We start from the raw sequence: 23,224 nt of genomic DNA, 5'->3' as shown, positions 1-23,224 counted from the left end.
AGGGGGAGAACTCCCCCTGTCAAGAGCCGGTGGACTCGGGCCGGTTCGCCTAGCGTCGAGACCATGATCCGCACCAAGACCACCACATCGGCCGCGCTGCTCGTCTCCGCGGCGCTCCTCCTCGCCGGTTGCGGCGGGCAGGCGGACGACACCGCCGCGTCGGGGGACGCCGGCGCGTCGCCCGCACCCTCGTCCTCGACTTCGTCGTCCGCTCCCGCCGCGAGCGCCCCGGATGTCGCGCCCGCGTCGGGCGAGACCATCACCGGAACGGGCTACAGCTTCTCCGTGCCGGAGGGCTGGGCAGTCCCCGAGCAGGCGGTGCCGGGTACCGAGAGGCTCGACGTCTTCGTCGCCGATCTGTCCGACCCCACGGCCGCCTTCGCCGACAACGTCAACGTCGTCCTCTCGCCGGAGGGTCAGACCGTGACGCCGGAGCAGATCGAGAAGGACGGCGTCGAGCAGCTGGAGACCCAGGCCGGCGCGACCGACGTCGCCGTCGCGCCCCGCACGGTGATCGCCGGCGGCGAGTCCGCGCACATCACCGCGTCGGTCACGCAGCAGGGCGCGACGTACAACGTCGACCAGTTCTACGCGTCCGACGGCGACCGCACCTACGTCGTGACCTTCTCGTTCAGCCCCGAGGTCTCGGAAGCCGACCGTGCGGCCGTCTACGACTCGGTCCTCGCTTCGTGGGCGTGGGCCTGATCCTCGCACCTCGGCAGCACGCCGCCCGCTTCTGCAGCGGGCGGCGTGCTCTCGTGTCAAGGGGAGTGCTCGCGCTGCCGATTCGCCTAGCGTGTGAGGCATGACGCGCTCCCGGATCGCCCCGATGGCCGTCGCCCTCGTGTCGGCGACGCTGCTGCTCGCGGCGTGCGATGCGCAGCCGGGGGCTGACCGACCCGACGGTTCGTCGCCGGTCAGCTCGGCGCCCGCGACACCGGCACCCACCGCGACCTCATCGGTCGAAGACGAGCCCGGCGAGACGGTGCGGGGGAGCGGGTACAGCTTCACCGTGCCCCGCGGGTGGGCCGTGCCCGACCAGGACCCGACGGGAGGGCAGGTCGACGTCTTCGTCTCGGAGTCCGCCGACGCCGAGGGCCGATACATCACGGTCGTCGTCTCACCTGGCGTCATCACCCCCGGTGACGTCGAAGCCGACGGCGCCGCGAGCCTCGAGGCGGTGGGTGCCACCGACGTGTCGTTGGAGGACCGCGTCGACATCGCCGGCAGCGAATCGGCGCATCTGGTCGCGACCCTCGAGCAGGGCGGCGCCCCGACCCTCATCGATCAGTACTACGCCACGCGCGACGAGCAGACGTTCGTCATCACCATCGCCTCGCCCGCCGACACCGCCGAGGAAGACCGCCGTCGACTGGCCGAGATCGTGCTGTCCAGCTGGGCCTGGGAGTGACCATCGTCCCGGGTGGCGCGCATTTATACCGCAGCATCCGGGGGTCGTCAAGGATTGTGCTGGACATGGCGCGTCGCGCCGCCTATAGTTGGTAGTTGCGCTCCCGTCCCCCTTGCCCTCATATGGTGGTCGGCTTGTGCTCTGCGCGATTCCGCCCGTCCGACGGCGTGAGACGCGCGAGCTCGGACCGGGAGCACTCCACCTGACGACAAGGAACCGGCCCCACCCGGGCCACGGAGGTAATCCCCTTGGCTGCTGCGAGCAACGCATCCACCACCACCCCCAAGAACGGTCGCGGCGCTTCCCGCCTCTCGTTCGCGAAGATCTCCGACAAGCTGACGGTCCCCGACCTGTTGGCGCTGCAGACGGAGTCTTTCGACTGGCTCGTCGGCAACGACGCCTGGAAGGCCCGCCTCGCCGAGGCGCAGGCCGCCGGTCGCACCGACGTCGCCCTCCAGAGCGGCCTCGAGGAGATCTTCGAGGAGATCTCGCCCATCGAGGACCTCGGCGAGACGATGCAGCTGTCGTTCACCAACCCCTACCTCGAGCCCGAGAAGTACTCCATCGAGGAGTGCAAGGAGCGCGGCAAGACCTACGCGGCGCCCCTCTACGTCGAGGCCGAGTTCATGAACCACCTCACCGGTGAGATCAAGACCCAGACGGTCTTCATGGGCGACTTCCCGCTCCAGACCGGCAAGGGCACCTTCATCATCAACGGCACCGAGCGCGTCGTCGTGTCGCAGCTCGTCCGTTCGCCCGGTGTCTACTTCGACAAGACGCCCGACAAGACCTCCGATAAGGACATCGTCTCGGCACGCGTCATCCCCTCGCGCGGCGCATGGCTCGAGTTCGAGATCGACAAGCGCGACCAGGTCGGCGTCCGCATCGACCGCAAGCGCAAGCAGTCGGTCACCGTCTTCCTCAAGGCCCTCGGCCTGACCAGCGAAGACATCATGGCCGAGTTCGCCGGGTACGACTCGATCGAGGAGACCCTCGCGAAGGACACGATCCTCACCAAGGAGGACGCGCTCCGCGACATCTACCGCAAGCTCCGTCCGGGCGAGCAGGTCGCCGCCGAGGCAGCGCGCGCGCTCCTCGACAACTTCTACTTCAACGCCAAGCGCTACGACCTCGCCAAGGTCGGTCGCTACAAGATCAACCAGAAGCTGGGTCTCGACACCCCGATCGAGGAGTCGGTGCTCACCGTCGCCGACATCGTCGCGACCATCAAGTACCTGGTCCGTCTCCACCGCGGCGACACCACGTTCGACGGCATCCGCGACGGCAAGCCCGCCGAGATCCGCCTCGACACCGACGACATCGACAACTTCGGCAACCGTCGTATCCGCGCCGTCGGCGAGCTCATCCAGAACCAGGTCCGCACCGGTCTGTCGCGCATGGAGCGCGTCGTTCGCGAGCGCATGACCACGCAGGACATCGAGGCGATCACGCCGCAGACCCTGATCAACGTGCGCCCCGTCGTCGCCGCGATCAAGGAGTTCTTCGGAACCTCGCAGCTGTCGCAGTTCATGGACCAGAACAACCCGCTCGCGGGTCTGACCCACAAGCGTCGCCTCTCGGCGCTGGGCCCCGGCGGTCTGTCGCGTGAGCGCGCCGGCGTCGAGGTTCGCGACGTCCACCCGTCGCACTACGGCCGCATGTGCCCGATCGAGACGCCCGAAGGCCCGAACATCGGTCTGATCGGTTCGCTCGCCTCGTTCGCGCGCATCAACGCGTTCGGCTTCATCGAGACCCCGTACCGTCGCGTCGTCGACGGCAAGGTCACCGACGAGATCGACTACCTCACCGCCAGCGAAGAGAACGACTACGTCGTGGCGCAGGCCGGTGTCGAGCTGAACAAGGACGGCTCGTTCGTGGCCGACCGCGTCCTCGCCCGCCGCGGCAAGGGCGGCGAGGTCGACCTCTTCCCGAACGAGGAGATCGGCTACATGGACGTCTCGCCGCGCCAGATGGTGTCGGTGGCGACCTCGCTCATCCCCTTCCTCGAGCACGACGACGCGAACCGCGCCCTCATGGGTGCGAACATGCAGCGTCAGGCCGTGCCGCTGCTGCGCAGCGACTCGCCGCTGGTCGGAACGGGTATGGAGGGCTACGCTGCGATCGACGCCGGTGACGTCATCACCGCGCAGAAGGCCGGTGTCGTCTCCGAGGTCTCGGCCGACGTCGTCACGGTGCAGCTCGACGAGGGCGGCACGCAGGACTACTTCCTCCGCAAGTTCGACCGTTCGAACCAGGGCACGTCGTACAACCAGCGCGTCGTGGTCTCGGCCGGTGAGCGCGTCGAGGTCGGCGAGGTCATCGCCGACGGTCCCGCCACCGAGAACGGCGAGCTCGCGCTCGGCAAGAACCTCCTCGTCGCCTTCATGACGTGGGAGGGCCACAACTTCGAGGACGCGATCATCCTCAGCCAGGAGCTCGTGAAGAACGACACGCTCTCCTCGATCCACATCGAGGAGTACGAGGTCGACGCGCGCGACACCAAGCTCGGCAAGGAGGAGATCACCCGTGACCTCCCGAACGTCGCGCCCGACCTGCTGAAGGACCTCGACGAGCGCGGCATCATCCGCATCGGCGCCGAGGTGCGTCCCGGCGACATCCTCGTCGGCAAGGTCACGCCCAAGGGTGAGACCGAGCTGTCGGCCGAGGAGCGTCTGCTCCGCGCGATCTTCAACGAGAAGAGCCGCGAGGTCCGCGACACGTCGCTGAAGGTGCCCCACGGTGAGCAGGGAACCATCATCGCGGTCAAGGAGTTCAACGCCGAGGACGGCGACGACGAGCTCGGCTCGGGCGTCAACCGCCGCGTCGTGGTCTACATCGCCCAGAAGCGCAAGATCACCGAGGGTGACAAGCTCGCCGGCCGCCACGGCAACAAGGGTGTCATCGCGAAGATCCTCCCCGTCGAGGACATGCCCTTCCTCGCCGACGGCACGCCCGTCGACGTCGTCCTGAACCCGCTCGGCATCCCGGGTCGAATGAACTTCGGCCAGGTCCTCGAGCTGCACCTCGGCTGGATCGCCGCGCAGGGCTGGAAGGTCGAGGGCAACCCCGAGTGGGCCGAGCGCCTGCCCGAGGTCGCACGCGAGGCCGCTCCCGGCACCAAGGTCGCGACGCCCGTGTTCGACGGTGCGTTCGAGTCCGAGATCGCGGGTCTGCTCGACTCGACGAACCTCACCCGCGACGGCGAGCGTCTCATCGACTCGTCGGGCAAGACGAAGCTGTTCGACGGTCGCTCCGGCGAGCCGTTCCCGGCTCCGATCTCGGTCGGCTACATGTACATCCTGAAGCTCCACCACCTCGTCGACGACAAGATCCACGCGCGCTCGACGGGCCCGTACTCGATGATCACCCAGCAGCCGCTCGGTGGTAAGGCGCAGTTCGGTGGCCAGCGCTTCGGCGAGATGGAGGTGTGGGCCCTCGAGGCCTACGGCGCCGCGTACGCCCTCCAGGAGCTCCTGACGATCAAGTCCGACGACATCGTCGGCCGCGTGAAGGTCTACGAGGCCATCGTCAAGGGCGAGAACATCCAGGAGCCCGGCATCCCCGAGTCGTTCAAGGTGCTCATGAAGGAGATGCAGTCGCTCTGCCTGAACGTCGAGGTCCTCTCGGCCGACGGCACCGAGGTCAACCTCCGCGACACCGATGACGAAGCCTTCCGCGCAGCGGAAGAGCTCGGCATCAACATCTCCAGCCGCTTCGAGTCCTCGTCGATCGACGAGATCTGATCCGGCCAGGCAACGAACAGAATTCCGACACAGGAGAATCAGTGCTCGAGTCACACACCTTCGATCAGCTTCGCATCGGCCTGGCCACTGCTGACGACATCCGTCGTTGGTCCTTCGGCGAGGTCAAGAAGCCCGAAACCATCAACTACCGCACGCTCAAGCCCGAGAAGGACGGCCTCTTCGGCGAGCAGATCTTCGGCCCCTCCCGCGACTGGGAGTGCGCCTGCGGAAAGTACAAGCGCGTCCGCTTCAAGGGAATCGTCTGCGAGCGCTGCGGCGTCGAGGTCACCAAGTCCTCGGTCCGCCGTGAGCGCATGGGCCACATCGAGCTCGCCGCTCCCGTGACCCACATCTGGTACTTCAAGGGCGTGCCCTCGCGCCTCGGGTACCTGCTCGACATGGCGCCGAAGGACCTCGAGAAGGTCATCTACTTCGCCGCGTACATGGTCATCTCGGTCGATGAGGATGCGCGTCACCGCGACCTCCCCACGCACGAGAACAACCTGCGCCTCGAGATCAAGAACCTCGGCGACCGCCGCGACGCCCGCGTGGCGACGCGTCTGGCGAAGCTGGAGGAGGAACTCGCGACCCTCGAGGCCGACGGTGCCAAGGCCGACCAGAAGAAGAAGGCCAAGGACTCCGCCGAGAAGGACATGGCGACCGTCCGCAAGAACTTCGACGAGCAGATCTCGCGCCTCGAGCGGGTGTGGGAGGAGTTCCGCTCCCTCGAGGTCGGCCAGCTCAAGCAGGAGGACGACGTCTTCCACGAGCTGCAGGACCGCTTCGGCCAGTACTTCGAGGCCTACATGGGTGCCGAGGGCATCCAGCGTCGCCTCGCGGCGTTCGACCTGGCCGCCGAGGCCGAGTCGCTGCACCTGCAGATCTCCGAGGGCAAGGGCCAGCGCAAGATCCGTGCGATCAAGCGCCTGAAGGTCGTCAACTCGTTCCTGCAGACCGGCATGTCGCCGGCCTCGATGGTGCTCGACGTCGTCCCGGTCATCCCGCCGGAGCTGCGTCCGATGGTCCAGCTCGACGGTGGCCGCTTCGCGACCTCCGACCTCAACGACCTGTACCGCCGTGTCATCAACCGCAACAACCGTCTGCGTCGTCTGATCGACCTCGGGGCTCCCGAGATCATCGTGAACAACGAGAAGCGGATGCTGCAGGAGGCCGTCGACGCCCTGTTCGACAACGGTCGACGCGGTCGCCCCGTCACCGGAACCGGCAACCGTGCGCTGAAGTCGCTGTCCGACATGCTCAAGGGCAAGCAGGGACGTTTCCGTCAGAACCTGCTCGGAAAGCGCGTCGACTACTCGGGCCGTTCGGTCATCATCGTCGGACCCCAGCTGAAGCTGCACCAGTGCGGTCTGCCCAAGCAGATGGCCCTCGAGCTCTTCAAGCCGTTCGTCATCAAGCGCCTGATCGACCTCGGTCACTCGCAGAACATCAAGGCGGCCAAGCGCGCCGTCGAGCGCACGCGTCCCGAGGTCTGGGACGTGCTCGAGGAGATCATCCGCGAGCGTCCCGTGCTGCTCAACCGTGCACCCACCCTGCACCGCCTGGGCATCCAGGCCTTCGAGCCCCAGCTCGTCGAGGGCAAGGCCATCCAGCTGCACCCGCTCGTCTGCGCCGCCTTCAACGCGGACTTCGACGGCGACCAGATGGCCGTCCACCTGCCGTTGTCGGTCGAGGCTCAGGCCGAGGCCCGCATCCTGATGCTCGCGTCGAACAACATCCTCAAGCCCTCGGACGGCCGTCCGGTCACCCTGCCCTCGCAGGACATGATCATCGGTCTGCACCACCTGACCACGGTCATCGAAGGTGCCAAGGGTGAGGGCCGCGTGTTCGGCTCGGTCGGCGAGGCGATCCTGGCCAAGGACGAGGGCACCCTCGACCTGCAGGCCAAGGTCCGCATCCGCATCCCCGGCCTCGCGTTCCTCGAGGGCGACGCCCCCGAGGGCTACGAGCGTCACGGTCTGGTCGACGCTTCGCTCGGACAGGCGATCTTCAACGACACCCTGCCCAAGGGCTACCCGTTCGTGCGCGAGCAGGCGGACAAGGGCAAGCTGTCGCAGATCGTCAACAAGCTGGCCGAGGAGTACCCCAAGACCGAGGTCGCGGCATCCCTCGACCGGATCAAGGACGCCGGCTTCCACTGGGCGACCCGTTCGGGCGTCACCGTGGCGCTCAGCGACGTCCTGACGCCGCCGAACAAGGCCGAGATCATCTCGAAGTACGAGAAGCTCGCCTCGAAGGTCCAGGGCCAGTTCGAGAAGGGTCTCGTGACCGACGCCGAGCGTCGCCAGGAGCAGATCAAGATCTGGACCGAGGCGACCGACGAGGTCCAGGCCGCCATGAAGGCGAACTTCCCCGCCGAGAACACCATCAACCGCATGGTCTCGTCGGGCGCCCGTGGTAACTGGCTGCAGATCCGTAACATCGCCGGTATCCGAGGCCTGGTCAACAACACCAAGGGTGAGATCATGCCGCGTCCGATCATCTCCTCGTACCGCGAGGGGCTGTCGGTGGCGGAGTACTTCACCGCGACGCACGGTGCCCGTAAGGGTCTGGCCGACACCGCTCTGCGTACCGCCGACTCGGGTTACCTGACCCGTCGTCTGGTCGACGTCTCGCAGGACGTCATCATCCGCGAGGAGGACTGCGGCACGTCGAAGGGTCTCGAGCTGCCGATCGCCGCAGCCGGTGCCGACGGCGCCCTCATCAAGGATGCCAACGTCGAGAACTCGGTGTTCGCCCGTACCCTGGCCGCCGACGCCGTCTCGCCCTCGGGCGAGGTGCTGGCCGCGGCCGGCGACGACGTGGGCGACGTGCTGATCAACAAGCTCGTCGAGGGCGGGGTGACCTCCATCAAGGTCCGCTCGGTCCTGACCTGCGACTCGGCCGTGGGTGTCTGCGCCAAGTGCTACGGCCGTTCGCTGGCCACCGGCAAGATCGTCGACATCGGCGAGGCGGTCGGCATCATCGCCGCCCAGTCGATCGGTGAGCCCGGTACTCAGCTGACGATGCGTACCTTCCACACCGGTGGTTCTGCATCGGCCGATGACATCACGCAGGGTCTTCCCCGCGTGCAGGAGCTCTTCGAGGCCCGTACCCCCAAGGGTGCGTCGCCGATCGCCGAGGCCAGCGGCCGCATCACGATCGACGAGACCGAGAAGGCCAAGAAGGTCATCATCACGCCCGACAACGGCGACGAGCCCTTCGTCTACCCGGTGCTGAAGCGTGCGACCCTCCTCGTCGAGGACGGCCAGCACGTCGAGGTCGGCGACCCGCTGCAGGTCGGCACGCTCGACCCGAAGGACATCATGCGCGTGCAGGGTGCCCGCGAGGTGCAGAAGTACCTCGTCGGCGGCGTGCAGGGCGTGTACCGCTCGCAGGGTGTGCCGATCCACGACAAGCACATCGAGGTCATCGTCCGTCAGATGCTGCGGAAGGTCACCGTGGTCGACCACGGCGACACCACGCTGCTGCCGGGTGAGCTGGTCGACTTCAAGAAGTACCAGCAGATCAACCGCGAGACGGTCGGCGAGGGCAAGCGCCCCGCGTCGGGTCGCCCCGAGCTGATGGGTATCACGAAGGCGTCGCTCGCGACGGAGTCGTGGCTGTCGGCCGCGTCGTTCCAGGAGACCACCCGCGTTCTGACGCAGGCGGCCATGGAGGGCAAGAGCGACCCGCTCGTCGGCCTCAAGGAGAACGTCATCATCGGAAAGCTCATCCCCGCCGGAACGGGCCTTGCGAAGTACCGCAACGTGGCCGTCGAGGCGACGGAGGAGGCGAAGAGCGAGCGGTACCCCAACCGCATCTTCGCGTCGGACGGCGCGTACAGCGACGCCGACCTGAGCTACGTCGACTTCGACAGCTTCTCCACCGACGGCGACTTCACCAGCTACAACTGATCGATCGCTGATCCTGCGAAGGGCCCCGGGCATGTCCCGGGGCCCTTCGTCGTGTCGGTCGGCGTGAGCGCACTCCTCCGGATTAGCGTGGAGAGGTGGCACGCATCGGGGGTCGGAACGTCGTCTTCGCCTGGATCGTCGGCGTCTTCTGCGCCGGCGTGATCGGGGTGCTCGCGTTCCTGACCGTCCCGCTCGTCACGACGGGCATGGGGATGCTCGGCGCAGGCGCCGACGAGGGTGCCGCCGCCGCGGCCGCCGATGGCCCGCAGCAGTGCCGCGAGCTGTACCCGGAGGCGCTGTGGGTGACGCTGCAGTACTCGCCCGGCGCCCAGCTCGAGCAGACGCAGGACGCCCCCGTCTCGACCGCGACAGCCCTCGTCGAGGCTCTTGCTCCCGAGGTCCGTTTCACGTGCGCGTGGACCTCGGATGCCGGGTCGATCTCGACGACGGTCGGATCGGTGGGAACGGATGCCGGTTCGATCGCGGCATCCGCGCTGCCCGCTCAGGGCTTCACGTGCGATGAGAGCGGCGTGCGCACGCTCTGCTCGCGCACTGACGGCGACCTCGTCGAGACGATCGAGGCGGGAGAGGGGCACTGGGTTTCGACGTCTCAGTCGGTGTGGCATCCCGAGCAGTACGCGAGCCGCGTCGGCAACGCGGTCTTCGCCCCGTCCCGCTGATCAGGGCGCGGGCGTCGCGGCGCCGGCGGGCCAGAGCGACGCGATGATGCCCGTCGTGTAGCCCTCGGGCGCGAGGTGCGAGAACTGGGTGTCGATCAGCACGCCGTCGCGGAAGAACAGCGTCCGTCCGTCTGTGACGGGGTAGCGCGCGTTCTGCCAGGTCTTCTCGCAGCGCACGCCTCCGGCCGGTTCGTAGCAGGTGAAGCCGATGCCGGTGAGCTCGTTGAAGAAGTCGATCACGGGATTGCGCTCGGCGTAGCCGATGGTCGTCTCGATCTTGGCGGTGTCGGCGGCGGGGTCAGCCCAGACGCAGCGCAGCGACCCGTCGGCCCGGAGTCCGCTCTCGCCGAAGGCCGGGTCGTTCAGCGGCACGGATGCGAGCGCGGTCCGGGCGGGTGCGCCGAGGATGCCGGCGCAGTCGCGGGGGAGCACGGTGGTCGACACCACCGAACCGGATGCCGCCGGCGGCGGCCCGCCCGCCTCGGCCGATACCGTCATCGCGGGCGTCGGGGTGACGGCGTCGACCGGCGTGGTCGCACCCGGGGTCGCGGCCGCGCCGGTGCCGGGTTCGGGCGCGCAGCCCGCGAGCAGCGCGACCGCGAGGACTACCGCGGCGGGCGCGAGGCGGGGGAGGGCGCGCGAGGTCATGGGACGACGATACGTCCGCACCTGCGGACGGGTGCGCAGACACGTCGGCACGCCTGCGCGGCGCGCCCCCGTCGCCGGGATATCCTCGCCTCTGCGGCGGCACCGGCCACCGCGTGAGGAGCACATCGCATGAGCGACCCCAAGTACGGCGAGCCGGTCGACGAGCCGCAGCCGGTGGACGACGTCGTGGGCAGTGCCCGGGCAGGGCTCGCCGACGCCGAGGCGTCGCGCGGTGCGGTCTCGGTCGACGACTGGGACGCCGCATACTCTGGCTCCGGCAACCTCCCGGAGCGGTCCGCGACCGCTGACGACACGGAGCGCCCCGCGTCCGACGGCACGACCGCTGCGGCGGATGCCGCCCGGATCGATGCCGCTTCGCACGACGAGCGCACCGACACCGTCGGCTCGTCCGCGACCTCCGACAGCTGGAACTCGCCCAGCGAGTGGGACTCCCCGCGCGACGCGGACACCGCGACCACCGGAGACCCGGATGCCGCGGCATCCACCACCGATGCTGCCTCCGGCACCGCTGCCGCCGCCGGCGCAGCCGCCACGAGCGATACCGCGACGCGCGCCTACCGTGCCGACGAGGCCGATCGGGCGAGCACGGTGAGCGCGAGCGAGCCCGTCGCCGAGACCCCGGCGACCGCCGCGCCGAGCCCGCAGCCCATCTTCGTGCAGGCGCCCGAGGCGCCCACCCCGCGTGGCAACCGCGGTGCGGCCGGCGCCATCGGTCTCCTGGCCGCCATCGCCTTCGCGCTGATCTACCTGGGTGCGGCGCTGGGGATCGATGCCGTGCGCGGTGAGGTCACGACCGCCAACATCGCCGACCAGGCTCTGGCAGCCGCCACCTCGTGGTGGTTCTGGGTACCCGTCGCGGTGTTCTTCCTGGCGTTCTGGATCCTGGGCGCGTTCATCAATCGCGGACGGTGGGGTCTCTGGGTCCTCCTCGGCCTGCTGGTGGGTCTCGCGTCCTACGCGGGTCACATCGCCGGACAGCTCTTCCAGGCCCCGTTCTGGACGATCGCGCCCAGCCAGGCGCTCACGATCGTCGGCGAGCAGGCATTCGCGCCCCTAGCGCTGGTGGCTCTGGTCGCCGGTCGCGAGCTGACGATCTGGTTCGGCGCCTGGGTCGCCGCCCGCGGTCGCCGCGTCACCGAGATCAACGCCGAGGCGCAGCGCGAGTACGAGCGCACCCTCGAGGCGGGGCCGCAGCTGCACCGCTACTGATGTCCACCCCCTCCGGCGGAATGCGCCCCGGGCTCGCCACCGCTTTCGCGGTCGTGGGCTTCGGGGCGCTCGCCATCTGCGGCCTCGGCATCCTGAGCCTCGCGACGGGGCAGGATGTCGTCGCCGTCCGTGGCCTCGGACCGGTCCCCGGCGCTGTCGGGTTCGCCGGTGCGGTCGTCGCGGTCGCAGCGGTCCTCGCCAGCACGCTGCGCGCGGCACGGCCGTCGTATGCGATCGCGGCCCTGACGGGGGTCGTGTCGCTGTTGGGATACCTCGTCGGGCTCGTCGGATCGGCCCTGTTCGTGGGGGTCGACGCGGCCCGCGCCCTCGCGGCGGCCGGCGGCTTCGCGGTGTCGTGGTTCGGCGTGCTCCTCGTCATCGCCGCGGCGACAGCGGGGTGGTCGGCGGTAGCCCTGGTTCGCACGCGGGCGACGCCGCCGCGGTGGGCCTGGGAACGCGATGAGGACGAATGACGCGAAATCCCCGCGTCATCGGCCCGGATCGGCGACAATAGGCCCGTGGAGCGGTCGATCGAGACCCAGGTCAGCCAGGCGGTGGATGCCTGGCTGCGTTGGCTGCCGCGCTGGCAGCCGGCAACGCACCGCGGTCGGGTCGCTCCCTGTCGGCGGTGCATCGGCTCGCCCGTCCTGTCGGCGGTCGGTCTCGGATCCGACGTTCCCCACGGGGTGCAGCACGGTCTGTCCACGCGCATGAAGTCCATCGTGGATGCCGCCGTCGCGGAGTACACCTCGCGCAACCTGCCGATGCTGCAGGCCGAGCTCGATCAGCAGGCCGCGCGCAACCGGGCACGCAGCTATCGTCCGGCAGAGGGCCTCGAGCCCGAGTTCGAAGGTCTGCCGCTCGACCCCGATCCGGTGGCTGGAGCGCCGTTCCTCTTCACGATCTCGGGGCTGGCTCAGGAATCCGACCAGGCGGTGCCCGATCTCCCGCCGCTCAGCAGCGAGGCCAAGGCGGCCCTGCGTCAAGAGGTGGGTCTCGCCGACGACTACGCGAACATGATCGGGCGCGAGGTGTGCGCGGTGCTCCTGCACCACCGGCTCCGCGTTCAGGCGGCCGTGGCGCAGCATGTGGAACCGCAGATCGAGGCGATGCTCGCCGAGCTCACCCGGTCACTCGACGCTCCCTTCGAACCGGGCCCCGATCGCGGCGGCGCGGTGTGACGACGGTGGTCGAGCGCCGCTGGCCCTATCGTGGGATGCGATGACCACCTCCGCCAACGAATCGCTCCTCATCCTCCTCGTCGTTCTCTCGACGGTGCTGGGTGCGGTCTTGTACGTCTGGACAGCGCTCGCGCTGGCCGGCCTGTTCCGCAAGACCGACGAGGAGCCGTGGCAGGGGTGGGTGCCCGTGCTGAACATCGCCGTGGTGCTGCGCATCGCCGGGTTCAGCCCGTGGCTCGTGCTCATCGGCCTCTTCCCCGTGGCCGGTCCCCTCGTGGTCTACGTGCTGCTGGTGATCTCCGCGAACCGCATCGGACGGGGCTTCGGCGTCGGGCCCGGCATGACGGTGCTCGCCGCTCTGCTCTTCGTCGTGTGGGCGAGCATCCTGGGACTCGGGCCCGCCCGTTGGCGCCAGGAGCGCACCGCCGAGGTCACGCCGCCGCCCTGGGTCTTCACCCCGCCGCTGTCCGAGTCGGAGCAGGACGACCCGCAGATGCGGTCGCCTCGCGCTCCGGAGCCCACGGCGCCGCCGACGCTCGCCACCCCGACGCTGTCCGCGCGGCACTTCAGCCCCGAGCCGCTGGCCGCCAGCGGCGAAGCTGTCGCCGAGCGCGAGGAGACGCCGACAGGCCTGCAACCTTCGCCGTGGGCGCCGCCGTCGCCCTTCGCCCCCGCCGCCGTTCCGGAGCCCGCCGCCGTTCCGGAGCCCGCCGCCGACCTCTCGACGCCTACGACCGCACCGGCTGCCGCGGTCGTACCGTTCGCGGGCGATGCTGCTGCTGTCGAGCCCGAGCCCGAGCCCGAGCGCGAGCGCGAGCCCCAGCTCGCGCCCGGGTCGGAGCCCGCGCCCGCAGTCGAGCCGCGGGCCGCGGCATCCGCTTCCGCCGAGCGCGATTCGCCGGTCGCGTCCACCGAGGGCGCCCCGGTCGACGAGCCGCAGCCCGACCGCAGGCCCGCGTTCTCCGAGCCGGCACCGCGGGAGGCGCGCGAGCCGATCCTCCGCGAGCCGGCGCCGGCGGCTGAGACTCGCCCGGAGCCCGCCGACGTCGCGTCGGAAAGCTCAGACGCTGACGACGACGGCTCGGACGACGCCCGCTGGCCGTCGGAGATCGACGACGTCTCGGCGATCTCGCCGTCGCCGTTCCCGTCGCGCGCGGCATCCGACCGCCCCGGGGTGGTGCCCTCGTTCGCCGATCCCGACGCCGCCTCCGGTCTCGGCGCGGGACGCCGGACGTGGGATGCCGTTCCCGCCACGCCGATCGCCCGCCGCGCATTCGCGCGGACCCCCGATGAGTTCCCCGAGCTGTCCGACGAGGTCTCCGCTGTCGCGAGCGCTCCCGCGGCCGGCGCACCGCGGACGGCGGAGGCGGCGGTGCCCGCACAGCTCCGCCGGGCAGAAGGGCCCGACGACGGCGACATCGACCACACCGTCGTCGTGGCGCGCCGCCGGGTCTACTGGCAGCTGGTGCTGCCCGACGGCGAGATCGCGCCGCTGACCGGCGACGTCGCCATCGTCGGACGTCAGCCCGCGCCCGACCCGGAATATCCCCGTGCCCAGCTCGTCGCCATCGAGGACAGCACGCGCACGGTGTCCAAGACGCACGCGCGACTGGAGCTGCGGTCGGGGCTGTGGCACATCACCGACCTCCATTCGACGAACGGCGTCGTCCTCACCAACTTCCTCGGAACCGAGATCGAGCTCGAGCCCGGATCCGACGCTCCGGCGGGCGAGCGTTTCCTCCTGGGCGACGCGGAACTGCGTATCGAGCGGCCCGGAGCCTGAGACCGATACCACCGGCATCCGTCGGCGTTTGCCCGCCTCGCCGCAGAGGCGTATCATTGATCGGGTGTGCGCTCGTGCGCGCCCTGCGTCGTGCCTCGGTCCGATGGTCAGGTCGAGGCGGAGCACGCGAATCGGGATCGTCCTGCGAACAGGACGCCCCCACGGCATATCCACCCTTCGAAAACGCAGCATTCGTGACGCGCCGGTGGATCTGTGGTGAAACCACGACGCTGTCACCGTGCAGCACTACAAGGAGAGAACGTGCCAACCATTCAGCAGTTGGTTCGCAAGGGTCGCTCGCCGAAGGTCACCAAGACCAAGGCGCCCGCTCTGAAGGCGAACCCCCAGCAGGCGGGTGTCTGCACCCGCGTGTACACGACCACGCCCAAGAAGCCGAACTCGGCCATGCGCAAGGTCGCACGTGTCAAGCTCCGCAACGGCACCGAGGTCACCGCCTACATCCCCGGCGAGGGCCACAACCTGCAGGAGCACTCGCTCGTGCTCGTCCGCGGTGGTCGTGTGAAGGACCTCCCCGGTGTCCGTTACAAGATCGTCCGCGGTGCGCTCGACACCCAGGCCGTCAAGAACCGTAAGCAGGCTCGCAGCCGCTACGGCGCGAAGAAGGGTTGAGTTAGATGCCTCGTAAGGGACCCGCGCCCCGCCGCGTCGTCGTCAACGACCCGGTCTACGGTGCTCCGATCGTCACGCAGCTCGTCAACAAGATCCTCGTCGACGGCAAGAAGTCCATCGCCGAGTCGATCGTCTACACCGCGCTCAAGGGTGTCGAGGCCAAGAACGGCCAGGACGCCGTCGCGACGCTGAAAAAGGCGCTCGACAACGTCCGTCCGACCCTCGAGGTCAAGAGCCGCCGCGTCGGTGGCTCGACCTACCAGGTGCCCGTCGAGGTCAAGCCGCACCGCGCGAACACGCTCGCGCTGCGCTGGCTCGTCTCGTACGCCAAGGGCCGTCGTGAGAAGACGATGACCGAGCGCCTGCAGAACGAGATCCTCGACGCCTCGAACGGCCTCGGTGCCGCGGTCAAGCGCCGCGAAGACACCCACAAGATGGCCGAGTCGAACCGCGCCTTCGCGCACTACCGCTGGTAAACAGCTTCTCGGTGCCGGCCGGGGGAACCTCCCCGGCCGGCGCTCCCGACCAAACGTAAGGAACAGCCCGTGGCACAAGAAGTGCTCACCGACCTCAACAAGGTCCGCAATATCGGCATCATGGCGCACATCGATGCCGGCAAGACGACGACGACCGAGCGCATCCTGTTCTACACGGGCGTCAACCACAAGCTCGGCGAGACGCACGACGGCGCCTCGACCACCGACTGGATGGAGCAGGAGAAGGAGCGCGGCATCACGATCACGTCTGCCGCCGTGACCTGCTTCTGGAACAAGAACCAGATCAACATCATCGACACCCCCGGCCACGTCGACTTCACGGTCGAGGTCGAGCGTTCGCTGCGCGTCCTCGACGGCGCGGTGGCGGTCTTCGACGGCAAGGAGGGCGTCGAGCCCCAGTCCGAGACCGTCTGGCGTCAGGCCGACAAGTACGACGTCCCCCGCATCTGCTTCGTCAACAAGATGGACAAGCTGGGCGCCGACTTCTACTTCACCGTCGACACCATCGTCAGCCGCCTGGGTGCCAAGCCGCTCGTGCTGCAGCTCCCGATCGGCGCCGAGAACGACTTCGTGGGCGTCATCGACCTCGTCGAGATGCGCGCGCTGGTCTGGCCCGGCGACGCCAAGGGTGACGTGACCATGGGCGCGAAGTACGAGATCCAGGAGATCCCGGCCGACCTCGCCGACAAGGCCGCCGAGTACCGCCAGCGGCTCCTCGAGACCGTCGCCGAGTCCGACGACGCGCTGCTCGAGAAGTTCTTCGGCGGTGAAGAGCTGACCGTCGCCGAGATCAAGGGCGCGATCCGCAAGCTCACCGTCGCGGGCGACCTGTACCCCGTGCTCTGCGGCTCGGCGTTCAAGAACCGCGGTGTGCAGCCCATGCTCGACGCGGTCGTCGACTTCCTCCCCTCGCCCCTCGACGTGCCCGCCATCGAGGCGCACGACCCGAAGGACGAAGAGAAGATCATCGAGCGTCACCCCGACGCCAACGACCCGTTCGCGGCGCTGGCGTTCAAGGTCGCCGTGCACCCGTTCTTCGGTCGCCTCACCTACGTCCGCGTGTACTCGGGTCACCTCGACTCGGGCGCGCAGGTCATCAACTCGACCAAGGGCAAGAAGGAGCGCATCGGGAAGATCTTCCAGATGCACGCCAACAAGGAGAACCCGGTCGACTCGCTCACCGCGGGCAACATCTACGCCGTCATCGGCCTGAAGGACACCACCACCGGTGACACCCTGGCCGACCCGGCGGAGCCCGTCGTCCTCGAGTCGATGACGTTCCCCGAGCCCGTCATCGAGGTCGCGATCGAGCCGAAGACCAAGGCCGACCAGGAGAAGCTGGGTGTCGCCATCCAGAAGCTCGCCGAAGAGGACCCGACGTTCCGCACCGAGCTCAACCCCGAGACGGGTCAGACCGTCATCAAGGGCATGGGCGAGCTGCACCTCGACATCCTCGTCGACCGCATGAAGCGCGAGTTCCGCGTCGAGGCGAACGTCGGCAAGCCGCAGGTCGCGTACCGCGAGACGATCAAGAAGGCCGTCGAGCGTCACGACTACACCCACAAGAAGCAGACCGGTGGTTCGGGTCAGTTCGCGAAGATCCAGTTCGCGATCGAGCCCCTCGAGGTCACGGCCGACAAGACGTACGAGTTCGAGAACAAGGTCACCGGTGGCCGTATCCCGCGCGAGTACATCGAGCCGACCAACCAGGGCTTCCAGGACGCGATGAACGTCGGCGTGCTCGCCGGCTACCCCATCGTGGGTGTCAAGGCGATCCTGCTCGACGGCGCGTCGCACGACGTCGACTCGTCCGAGATGGCGTTCAAGATCGCCGGTTCGATGGGCTTCAAGGAGGCGCTGCGGAAGGCCAACCCGGTCATCCTCGAGCCTCTGATGGCCGTCGAGGTGCGTACGCCCGAGGAGTACATGGGCGACGTCATCGGCGACCTGAACTCCCGTCGTGGCCAGATCCAGTCGATGGAGGACGGCTCGGGCATCAAGATCGTCCGCGCTCTCGTCCCCCTGTCGGAGATGTTCGGCTACATCGGTGACCTGCGCTCGAAGACCTCGGGCCGCGCGGTCTACTCGATGGAGTTCGACAGCTACTCCGAGGTCCCCCGCGCGGTGGCCGACGAGATCGTCCAGAAGAACAAGGGCGAGTAAGCCCTCGGGGTGCCGGGGGCCCACGCTCCCGGCATCCACTCAAACTGAATATCGACCTCTCTACTAGAGTGAAAACATCCCCGTAGAGAACCGGTCGCAATCCAGCGCCCGGAGATCTACAACGACAGTCCTGAGGAGGACCCAGTGGCTAAGGCCAAGTTCGAGCGGACCAAGCCGCACGTCAACATCGGAACCATCGGTCACGTCGACCACGGCAAGACGACGCTCACCGCAGCGATCTCGAAGGTGCTCGCTGACAAGTACCCGTCGGCCACCAACGTGCAGCGTGACTTCGCGTCCATCGACTCGGCGCCCGAAGAGCGTCAGCGTGGTATCACGATCAACATCTCGCACGTCGAGTACGAGACCCCCAAGCGTCACTACGCTCACGTCGACGCCCCGGGTCACGCTGACTACATCAAGAACATGATCACCGGTGCCGCTCAGATGGACGGCGCGATCCTCGTGGTCGCCGCCACCGACGGCCCGATGGCTCAGACCCGCGAGCACGTCCTGCTCGCCAAGCAGGTCGGCGTGCCCTACCTGCTGGTCGCGCTCAACAAGTCCGACATGGTCGACGACGAGGAGATCCTCGAGCTCGTCGAGCTCGAGGTTCGCGAGCTGCTGTCGTCGCAGGACTTCGACGGTGACAACGCTCCCGTCGTCCGCGTCTCGGGCCTGAAGGCTCTCGAGGGCGACGAGAAGTGGGTCAACGCCATCGTCGAGCTCATGGACGCCGTCGACGAGTCGATCCCCGACCCGGTGCGTGACAAGGACAAGCCGTTCCTCATGCCCGTCGAGGACGTCTTCACGATCACCGGTCGTGGAACCGTCGTCACCGGTCGCGCCGAGCGTGGCACCCTCGCCATCAACTCCGAGGTCGAGATCGTCGGCATCCGCCCGACGCAGAAGACCACGGTCACGGGTATCGAGATGTTCCACAAGCAGCTCGACGAGGCCTGGGCCGGCGAGAACTGTGGTCTGCTCCTCCGCGGCACCAAGCGTGACGACGTCGAGCGTGGCCAGGTCGTCGTGAAGCCGGGTTCGGTTACCCCGCACACCAACTTCGAGGGCACTGCCTACATCCTCTCGAAGGAGGAGGGTGGCCGTCACAACCCCTTCTACACGAACTACCGCCCGCAGTTCTACTTCCGCACCACGGACGTCACCGGCGTCATCTCGCTGCCCGAGGGCACCGAGATGGTCATGCCCGGTGACACCACCGACATGTCGGTCGAGCTCATCCAGCCGATCGCCATGGAAGAGGGCCTCGGCTTCGCGATCCGTGAGGGTGGCCGCACCGTCGGCGCCGGCACGGTGACCAAGATCATCAAGTAAGTCTCTCGACTTCCTTCGCGGAACCCCTCGGACCTTCGGGTCCGGGGGGTTCCGTCGTTTCGCAAGCTGTTGACGCCGGCCCTGCGGCGCGCTGTCATGGCTTCAACCGTTCGACGAAAGGACCGTGCCATGGGCGTGGACGACATCATCAACAAGGGCAAGCAGATGTTCGAGCAGAACCGCGACAAGATCGAGGAGGCCCTCAAGAGCGAGAAGGCCGAAGAGGTCAGCGACAAGTTCCTCCAGGGCGCGGCGGATGCCGTGAAGAAGGTCGTGCCGGAGCAGCAGCACGCGAAGATCGACGAGGTGCGCGAGAACGTCGACAAGAACATCGGCAACCAGTAGGCCGAGCGCCGAGAACGCACCGCCGCCGCGAGGGCGCACCGTAGCTGGTGCGTGGTCGCGTCGACGGTGCGTTTTCGCGTTCCCGCGGGGGTTCCTCCCCAGCGGTGCGGGGCGCGGGGCTATGCGCGGGGAGCGCGGGCGGGGAGGAGCGGGGCTGCGGGGGCGGGCACCGTGGGGGAGTGACCGAGCACGACGACCTGATCCTCCGGCGCGATGCGCGTCGTCATGGCGAGGCGTCCACTCTCGACCGTGCCGTCGCCGACGGGGAGCTCGTGCGCGTGCGGAGGGGGGTCTACGTCGCGGCATCCCGGTGGGCGGCTGCACGGCCGGAGGAGCGGATGCGGCTGCGTGCGCTCGCTCTCGCCGCGGTCGCCACACGCGATCCGGTCTTCTCGCACGCGACAGCCGCTGCGCTGCATGGGCTGCCGGTCCACCGCGGCGACGACGCTCGCGTGCACACTCTCGAGCTCGGCCCGGCGCCGGCTCCGAGTCGCAGCGACGTCGTGCGGCATCGGCACGAGGTCATCGCTTCCGACATCACGTCCGTCGATGCGCTGCAGGCGACGAACATCGCGCGCACGTTGTTCGATGTGCTCTGCGCCGAGAGGGCCGAGACCGCGACAGCGGCGATGGATGCGGCGCTGCGAGCGGTGGCGTGGCAGGGCCGGGGCGTCTACGACCGGGCTGCCGCCGCGGCGCTGGTCGCCGACGTGGCCGGTCGCATCGAGCGGGCTCCCGGTGCCCGCGGCATCCGTCGCGCGCGCTTCGTGGTCTCGATCGCCGACGGCCGCGCGCAGCTGCCGGGTGAGAGCATCAGTCGGCTGTGGATGCAGCAGCTCGGCGCCACGGAGCCGACGCTCCAGCATCCGGTGGCTCTCGGCGGCGGGCGGTGGGCGTTCCTCGATTTCGCGTGGCCCCGGCTGCGGAGGTTCGGCGAGTTCGACGGCGACGGCAAGTACGTCGATCCCGCGTTCACGGCGGGCCGCTCACCTCGTGACGTGCTGCGCGAGCAGCGCGATCGCGAGAGTCGCATCGTCGCGGCGACCGGCTGGACTCCGATCCGGTGGGGGTGGGAGCGACTCGCCTCACGCCCGACGTTCGCCGCATTCCTCCGCGCCCACGCTCTCCTGCGCTGACCCACCCACCCCCCAACCCACCCCCCAACCCACCCCCCAACCCACCCCCCCCAACCCACCCCCCAACCCACCCCCCCCAACCCACCCCCCAACCCATCCCGCCGAACGCGCACCATCGCCGCGAGGGTGCACCATAGAAGGTGCGCGGTCGCGGCGGCGGTACGTGTTCGGCGGCCCGCGGCGGCCGCGCCCGGCGTCACGCGGATATCGCGACACGCCCGGGTTTGCGACACGCCCGGGCGGCACGTAGACTATCCAGGTTCCACATTCCGACGGGTGCCCAGCATCCCGGATCACTGTCACGACAGTGCATAGGCGGCGCGAAGCGCAGAGTCCTAGGCCACGGGCAGATGAACATCGAACCCCACACCGACCTGGAGACAGGATGCGCGCCTGCGCGCACGGTGCGGAACCGCGGGGAGACTCGCGGGTTTGACATCAGAACAGTGGTGCAGCATCACCGCCCCGGCGGTGAGAAGTGCCCGGCGCAGACCGCGCCACCGGGCGTCCAATGCGCTCGCGACCAGCGAGACGTAAGACGCGATAAAGAGAGTGAGCAGACAAATGGCGGGACAGAAGATCCGCATTCGCCTGAAGTCGTACGACCACGAGGTCATCGACACCTCGGCACGCAAGATCGTCGACACCGTGACCCGTGCGGGCGCGACTGTCGTCGGCCCCGTGCCGCTGCCGACCGAGAAGAACGTCGTGTGCGTCATCCGGTCGCCCCACAAGTACAAGGACAGCCGCGAGCACTTCGAGATGCGCACCCACAAGCGTCTGATCGACATCGTCGACCCGACGCCGAAGGCTGTCGACTCGCTCATGCGACTCGACCTCCCGGCCGACGTCAACATCGAGATCAAGCTCTGAGGTTCGACATGGCTGACATCAACTCCAAGGTTTCCAAGGGCCTCCTCGGCACCAAGCTCGGCATGACCCAGGTCTGGAACGAGCAGGGCAAGCTCGTCCCCGTCACGGTCATCGAGATCGCGCCGAACGTGGTCACCCAGGTCCGTACGCCCGAGAAGGACGGCTACTCGGCCGTTCAGATCGCTGCCGGCCAGATCGACCCCCGCAAGGTCAACAAGCCCCTCACGGCCCACTTCGAGGCCGCCGGCGTGACCCCCCGTCGCCATCTCACCGAGGTGCGCACGGCGGATGCCGCTGACTACTCACTCGGTCAGGAGCTCACCGCCGGTGACACGTTCGAGGCCGGCCAGCTGGTCGACGTCGTCGGCACCAGCAAGGGCAAGGGCACCGCGGGTGTCATGAAGCGCCACAACTTCAAGGGCGTCTCGGCCTCGCACGGTGCGCACCGCAACCACCGCAAGCCCGGTTCCATCGGTGCCTCGTCGACGCCCAGCCGCGTCTTCAAGGGCATGCGCATGGCCGGCCGCATGGGTGGCGAGCGCGTGACCGTCCTCAACCTCACGGTGCACGCCGTCGACGCCGAGAAGGGTCTGCTGCTCGTCAAGGGCGCCGTCCCCGGTGCACGCGGCCGCATCGTCTACGTCCGCAACGCTGTGAAGGGTGCCTGATCATGGCTGACTCGACTCTCGCGCTCGACGTCCGGAGCGCTTCCGGCAAGAAGGCCGGCTCCGTGGAGCTGCCCGCCGCGCTCTTCGACGTCAAGACCAACGTTCCCCTCATCCACCAGGTCGTCGTCGCGCAGCTCGCGGCGGCTCGCCAGGGCACCCACTCGACCAAGCGTCGCGGTGAGGTCTCGGGCGCCGGCCGCAAGCCCTTCAAGCAGAAGGGCACGGGTAACGCCCGTCAGGGCTCGATCCGCGCGCCGCACATGACCGGTGGTGGCATCGTGCACGGCCCCAAGCCGCGCAACTACTCGCAGCGCACCCCCAAGAAGATGGTCGCCGCCGCACTCCTCGGAGCGCTCAGCGACCGTGCTCGCGGCCAGCGTCTGCACATCATCGACTCGTTCGGTGTCGAGGGCGCGCCCTCGACCAAGGCCGCAGCCGCCGTGCTGACCGGTCTCGGCGCCACGAAGAACGTCCTCGTGGTCATCGAGCGCGGTGACGAGATCACCGTCAAGAGCGTGCGCAACCTCGCGTACGTCCACGTGCTGACGTTCGACCAGCTCAACGCCTACGACGTGCTCGTCTCGGACGACCTCGTCTTCACCAAGGCCGCCTACGACGCGTTCGTCGCGTCCAAGGCCGGCGCCACCGAGGAGGTCTCGGCATGACCGCCGTCAACAAGGACCCGCGCGACATCATCCTGAAGCCGGTCGTCTCCGAGAAGAGCTACGGGCTCATCGACGAGGGCAAGTACACGTTCCTCGTGGACCCCCGCGCTTCGAAGACCGAGATCAAGCTCGCGATCGAGAAGATCTTCGGTGTCAAGGTCGCCGCGGTCAACACGCTCAACCGCGCGGGCAAGTCCCGTCGCACCCGCTTCGGCACCGGCAAGCGCAAGGACACCAAGCGCGCCATCGTCACCCTGAAGTCGGGCACCATCGACATCTTCACGGCAGTCGGCTGACGGTCGGGATAGAGGACAACGAA

20 protein-coding genes are annotated in these 23,224 nt (G+C 68.5%); 19 read left to right on the top strand and 1 reads right to left on the bottom strand.

Going from position 1 to position 23,224, the window contains the following annotated elements; translation table 11 throughout:
- Nucleotides 1-63 precede the first annotated feature (63 nt).
- The 5 genes from QUC20_RS14130 (at nt 64) to QUC20_RS14110 (ending at nt 9,748) form a co-directional block, all read left to right on the top strand.
- Nucleotides 64-705, top strand: a complete 642-nt coding sequence (locus QUC20_RS14130; RefSeq protein WP_289330279.1) for a hypothetical protein — start codon at nt 64-66, stop codon at nt 703-705.
- Between the two features lie 100 nt (nt 706-805).
- A complete protein-coding gene (locus tag QUC20_RS14125) occupies nt 806-1,411 on the top strand; it encodes a hypothetical protein (protein WP_289330278.1) in 606 nt (201 codons plus the stop codon).
- Nucleotides 1,412-1,659: 248 nt separating this feature from the next.
- Nucleotides 1,660-5,154, top strand: a complete 3,495-nt coding sequence (gene rpoB / locus QUC20_RS14120) for a DNA-directed RNA polymerase subunit beta (protein WP_120264224.1) — start codon at nt 1,660-1,662, stop codon at nt 5,152-5,154.
- A gap of 41 nt (nt 5,155-5,195) precedes the next feature.
- A complete protein-coding gene (locus tag QUC20_RS14115) occupies nt 5,196-9,068 on the top strand; it encodes a DNA-directed RNA polymerase subunit beta' (RefSeq protein ID WP_120264225.1) in 3,873 nt (1,290 codons plus the stop codon).
- 95 nt (nt 9,069-9,163) lie between these two features.
- Nucleotides 9,164-9,748: a hypothetical protein gene (locus QUC20_RS14110; RefSeq protein ID WP_120264226.1), complete on the top strand. Its 585-nt coding sequence runs from the start codon at nt 9,164-9,166 to the stop codon at nt 9,746-9,748.
- On the opposite strand, the gene QUC20_RS14105 is transcribed toward QUC20_RS14110, so the two are convergent.
- Nucleotides 9,749-10,396: a hypothetical protein gene (locus tag QUC20_RS14105; protein WP_120264510.1), complete on the bottom strand. Its 648-nt coding sequence runs from the start codon at nt 10,394-10,396 to the stop codon at nt 9,749-9,751.
- A 129-nt stretch (nt 10,397-10,525) separates the two neighbouring features.
- Here QUC20_RS14105 and QUC20_RS14100 point away from each other — a divergent pair, with 129 nt between their 5' ends.
- From QUC20_RS14100 to rplW, 14 genes are all read left to right on the top strand, one after another.
- Complete coding sequence (locus tag QUC20_RS14100) at nt 10,526-11,626, top strand: ABC transporter (protein ID WP_289330277.1); 1,101 nt, start codon at nt 10,526-10,528, stop codon at nt 11,624-11,626.
- A complete protein-coding gene (locus QUC20_RS14095; protein ID WP_289330276.1) occupies nt 11,626-12,099 on the top strand; it encodes a DUF6121 family protein in 474 nt (157 codons plus the stop codon). Before QUC20_RS14100 ends, QUC20_RS14095 begins: the two co-directional genes overlap by 1 nt.
- Nucleotides 12,100-12,144: 45 nt before the next feature.
- Nucleotides 12,145-12,807: a spermidine/putrescine ABC transporter substrate-binding protein gene (locus QUC20_RS14090; RefSeq protein WP_289330275.1), complete on the top strand. Its 663-nt coding sequence runs from the start codon at nt 12,145-12,147 to the stop codon at nt 12,805-12,807.
- A 40-nt stretch (nt 12,808-12,847) separates the two neighbouring features.
- Nucleotides 12,848-14,590 (top strand): DUF5684 domain-containing protein, encoded by a 1,743-nt coding sequence (locus QUC20_RS14085; RefSeq protein WP_289330274.1) that lies wholly within the window; start codon nt 12,848-12,850, stop codon nt 14,588-14,590.
- A 261-nt stretch (nt 14,591-14,851) separates the two neighbouring features.
- Nucleotides 14,852-15,220 carry a 30S ribosomal protein S12 gene (gene rpsL / locus QUC20_RS14080; RefSeq protein WP_018187369.1) on the top strand — a complete coding sequence of 123 codons (369 nt, stop codon included), beginning with the start codon at nt 14,852-14,854 and terminating at the stop codon, nt 15,218-15,220.
- Nucleotides 15,221-15,225: 5 nt separating this feature from the next.
- Entirely contained in the window at nt 15,226-15,696 is a 471-nt protein-coding gene (rpsG, locus tag QUC20_RS14075) for a 30S ribosomal protein S7 (RefSeq protein ID WP_023954027.1), read from the top strand.
- A 69-nt stretch (nt 15,697-15,765) separates the two neighbouring features.
- The gene (gene fusA, locus QUC20_RS14070) at nt 15,766-17,880 is read left to right on the top strand and encodes an elongation factor G (RefSeq protein WP_120264231.1); all 2,115 of its coding nucleotides are present in this window, start codon (nt 15,766-15,768) and stop codon (nt 17,878-17,880) included.
- 144 nt (nt 17,881-18,024) lie between these two features.
- Complete coding sequence (gene tuf / locus QUC20_RS14065) at nt 18,025-19,218, top strand: elongation factor Tu (protein ID WP_023954029.1); 1,194 nt, start codon at nt 18,025-18,027, stop codon at nt 19,216-19,218.
- A 129-nt stretch (nt 19,219-19,347) separates the two neighbouring features.
- The gene (locus QUC20_RS14060; RefSeq protein WP_120264232.1) at nt 19,348-19,563 is read left to right on the top strand and encodes an Rv0909 family putative TA system antitoxin; all 216 of its coding nucleotides are present in this window, start codon (nt 19,348-19,350) and stop codon (nt 19,561-19,563) included.
- Nucleotides 19,564-19,742: 179 nt separating this feature from the next.
- Nucleotides 19,743-20,699 (top strand): type IV toxin-antitoxin system AbiEi family antitoxin domain-containing protein, encoded by a 957-nt coding sequence (locus tag QUC20_RS14055; RefSeq protein ID WP_289330273.1) that lies wholly within the window; start codon nt 19,743-19,745, stop codon nt 20,697-20,699.
- Between the two features lie 564 nt (nt 20,700-21,263).
- Nucleotides 21,264-21,572, top strand: coding sequence for a 30S ribosomal protein S10 (rpsJ, locus tag QUC20_RS14050; protein ID WP_017201594.1), 309 nt, complete (start codon nt 21,264-21,266; stop codon nt 21,570-21,572).
- An 8-nt stretch (nt 21,573-21,580) separates the two neighbouring features.
- The gene (rplC, locus tag QUC20_RS14045; protein WP_023954036.1) at nt 21,581-22,240 is read left to right on the top strand and encodes a 50S ribosomal protein L3; all 660 of its coding nucleotides are present in this window, start codon (nt 21,581-21,583) and stop codon (nt 22,238-22,240) included.
- A gap of 2 nt (nt 22,241-22,242) precedes the next feature.
- On the top strand, nt 22,243-22,905 hold the full coding sequence (rplD, locus tag QUC20_RS14040) for a 50S ribosomal protein L4 (protein ID WP_120264234.1): 663 nt from the start codon (nt 22,243-22,245) through the stop codon (nt 22,903-22,905).
- Nucleotides 22,902-23,201: a 50S ribosomal protein L23 gene (rplW, locus tag QUC20_RS14035; protein ID WP_023954040.1), complete on the top strand. Its 300-nt coding sequence runs from the start codon at nt 22,902-22,904 to the stop codon at nt 23,199-23,201. Before rplD ends, rplW begins: the two co-directional genes overlap by 4 nt.
- The last annotated feature ends 23 nt before the right edge of the window (nt 23,202-23,224 follow it).

The sequence above is a fragment of the Microbacterium arborescens genome, assembly GCF_030369635.1.
Classification (GTDB): domain Bacteria; phylum Actinomycetota; class Actinomycetes; order Actinomycetales; family Microbacteriaceae; genus Microbacterium.
The sequence above is the reverse complement of the archived record's forward strand: the minus strand, read 5'-3'. Positions and strand labels throughout refer to the sequence as shown.

Coding starts and splice junctions, on each gene's coding strand:
- rplC (WP_023954036.1), top strand. CDS start 21,581: ATGGCTGACATCAACTCCAAGGTTTCCAAGGGCCTCCTCGGCACCAAG.
- rplW (WP_023954040.1), top strand. CDS start 22,902: ATGACCGCCGTCAACAAGGACCCGCGCGACATCATCCTGAAGCCGGTC.
- QUC20_RS14085 (WP_289330274.1), top strand. CDS start 12,848: ATGACCACCTCCGCCAACGAATCGCTCCTCATCCTCCTCGTCGTTCTC.
- rpsJ (WP_017201594.1), top strand. CDS start 21,264: ATGGCGGGACAGAAGATCCGCATTCGCCTGAAGTCGTACGACCACGAG.
- rplD (WP_120264234.1), top strand. CDS start 22,243: ATGGCTGACTCGACTCTCGCGCTCGACGTCCGGAGCGCTTCCGGCAAG.
- QUC20_RS14130 (WP_289330279.1), top strand. CDS start 64: ATGATCCGCACCAAGACCACCACATCGGCCGCGCTGCTCGTCTCCGCG.
- QUC20_RS14095 (WP_289330276.1), top strand. CDS start 11,626: ATGTCCACCCCCTCCGGCGGAATGCGCCCCGGGCTCGCCACCGCTTTC.
- QUC20_RS14100 (WP_289330277.1), top strand. CDS start 10,526: ATGAGCGACCCCAAGTACGGCGAGCCGGTCGACGAGCCGCAGCCGGTG.
- rpsG (WP_023954027.1), top strand. CDS start 15,226: ATGCCTCGTAAGGGACCCGCGCCCCGCCGCGTCGTCGTCAACGACCCG.
- QUC20_RS14060 (WP_120264232.1), top strand. CDS start 19,348: ATGGGCGTGGACGACATCATCAACAAGGGCAAGCAGATGTTCGAGCAG.
- QUC20_RS14105 (WP_120264510.1), bottom strand. CDS start 10,396: ATGACCTCGCGCGCCCTCCCCCGCCTCGCGCCCGCCGCGGTAGTCCTC.
- QUC20_RS14125 (WP_289330278.1), top strand. CDS start 806: ATGACGCGCTCCCGGATCGCCCCGATGGCCGTCGCCCTCGTGTCGGCG.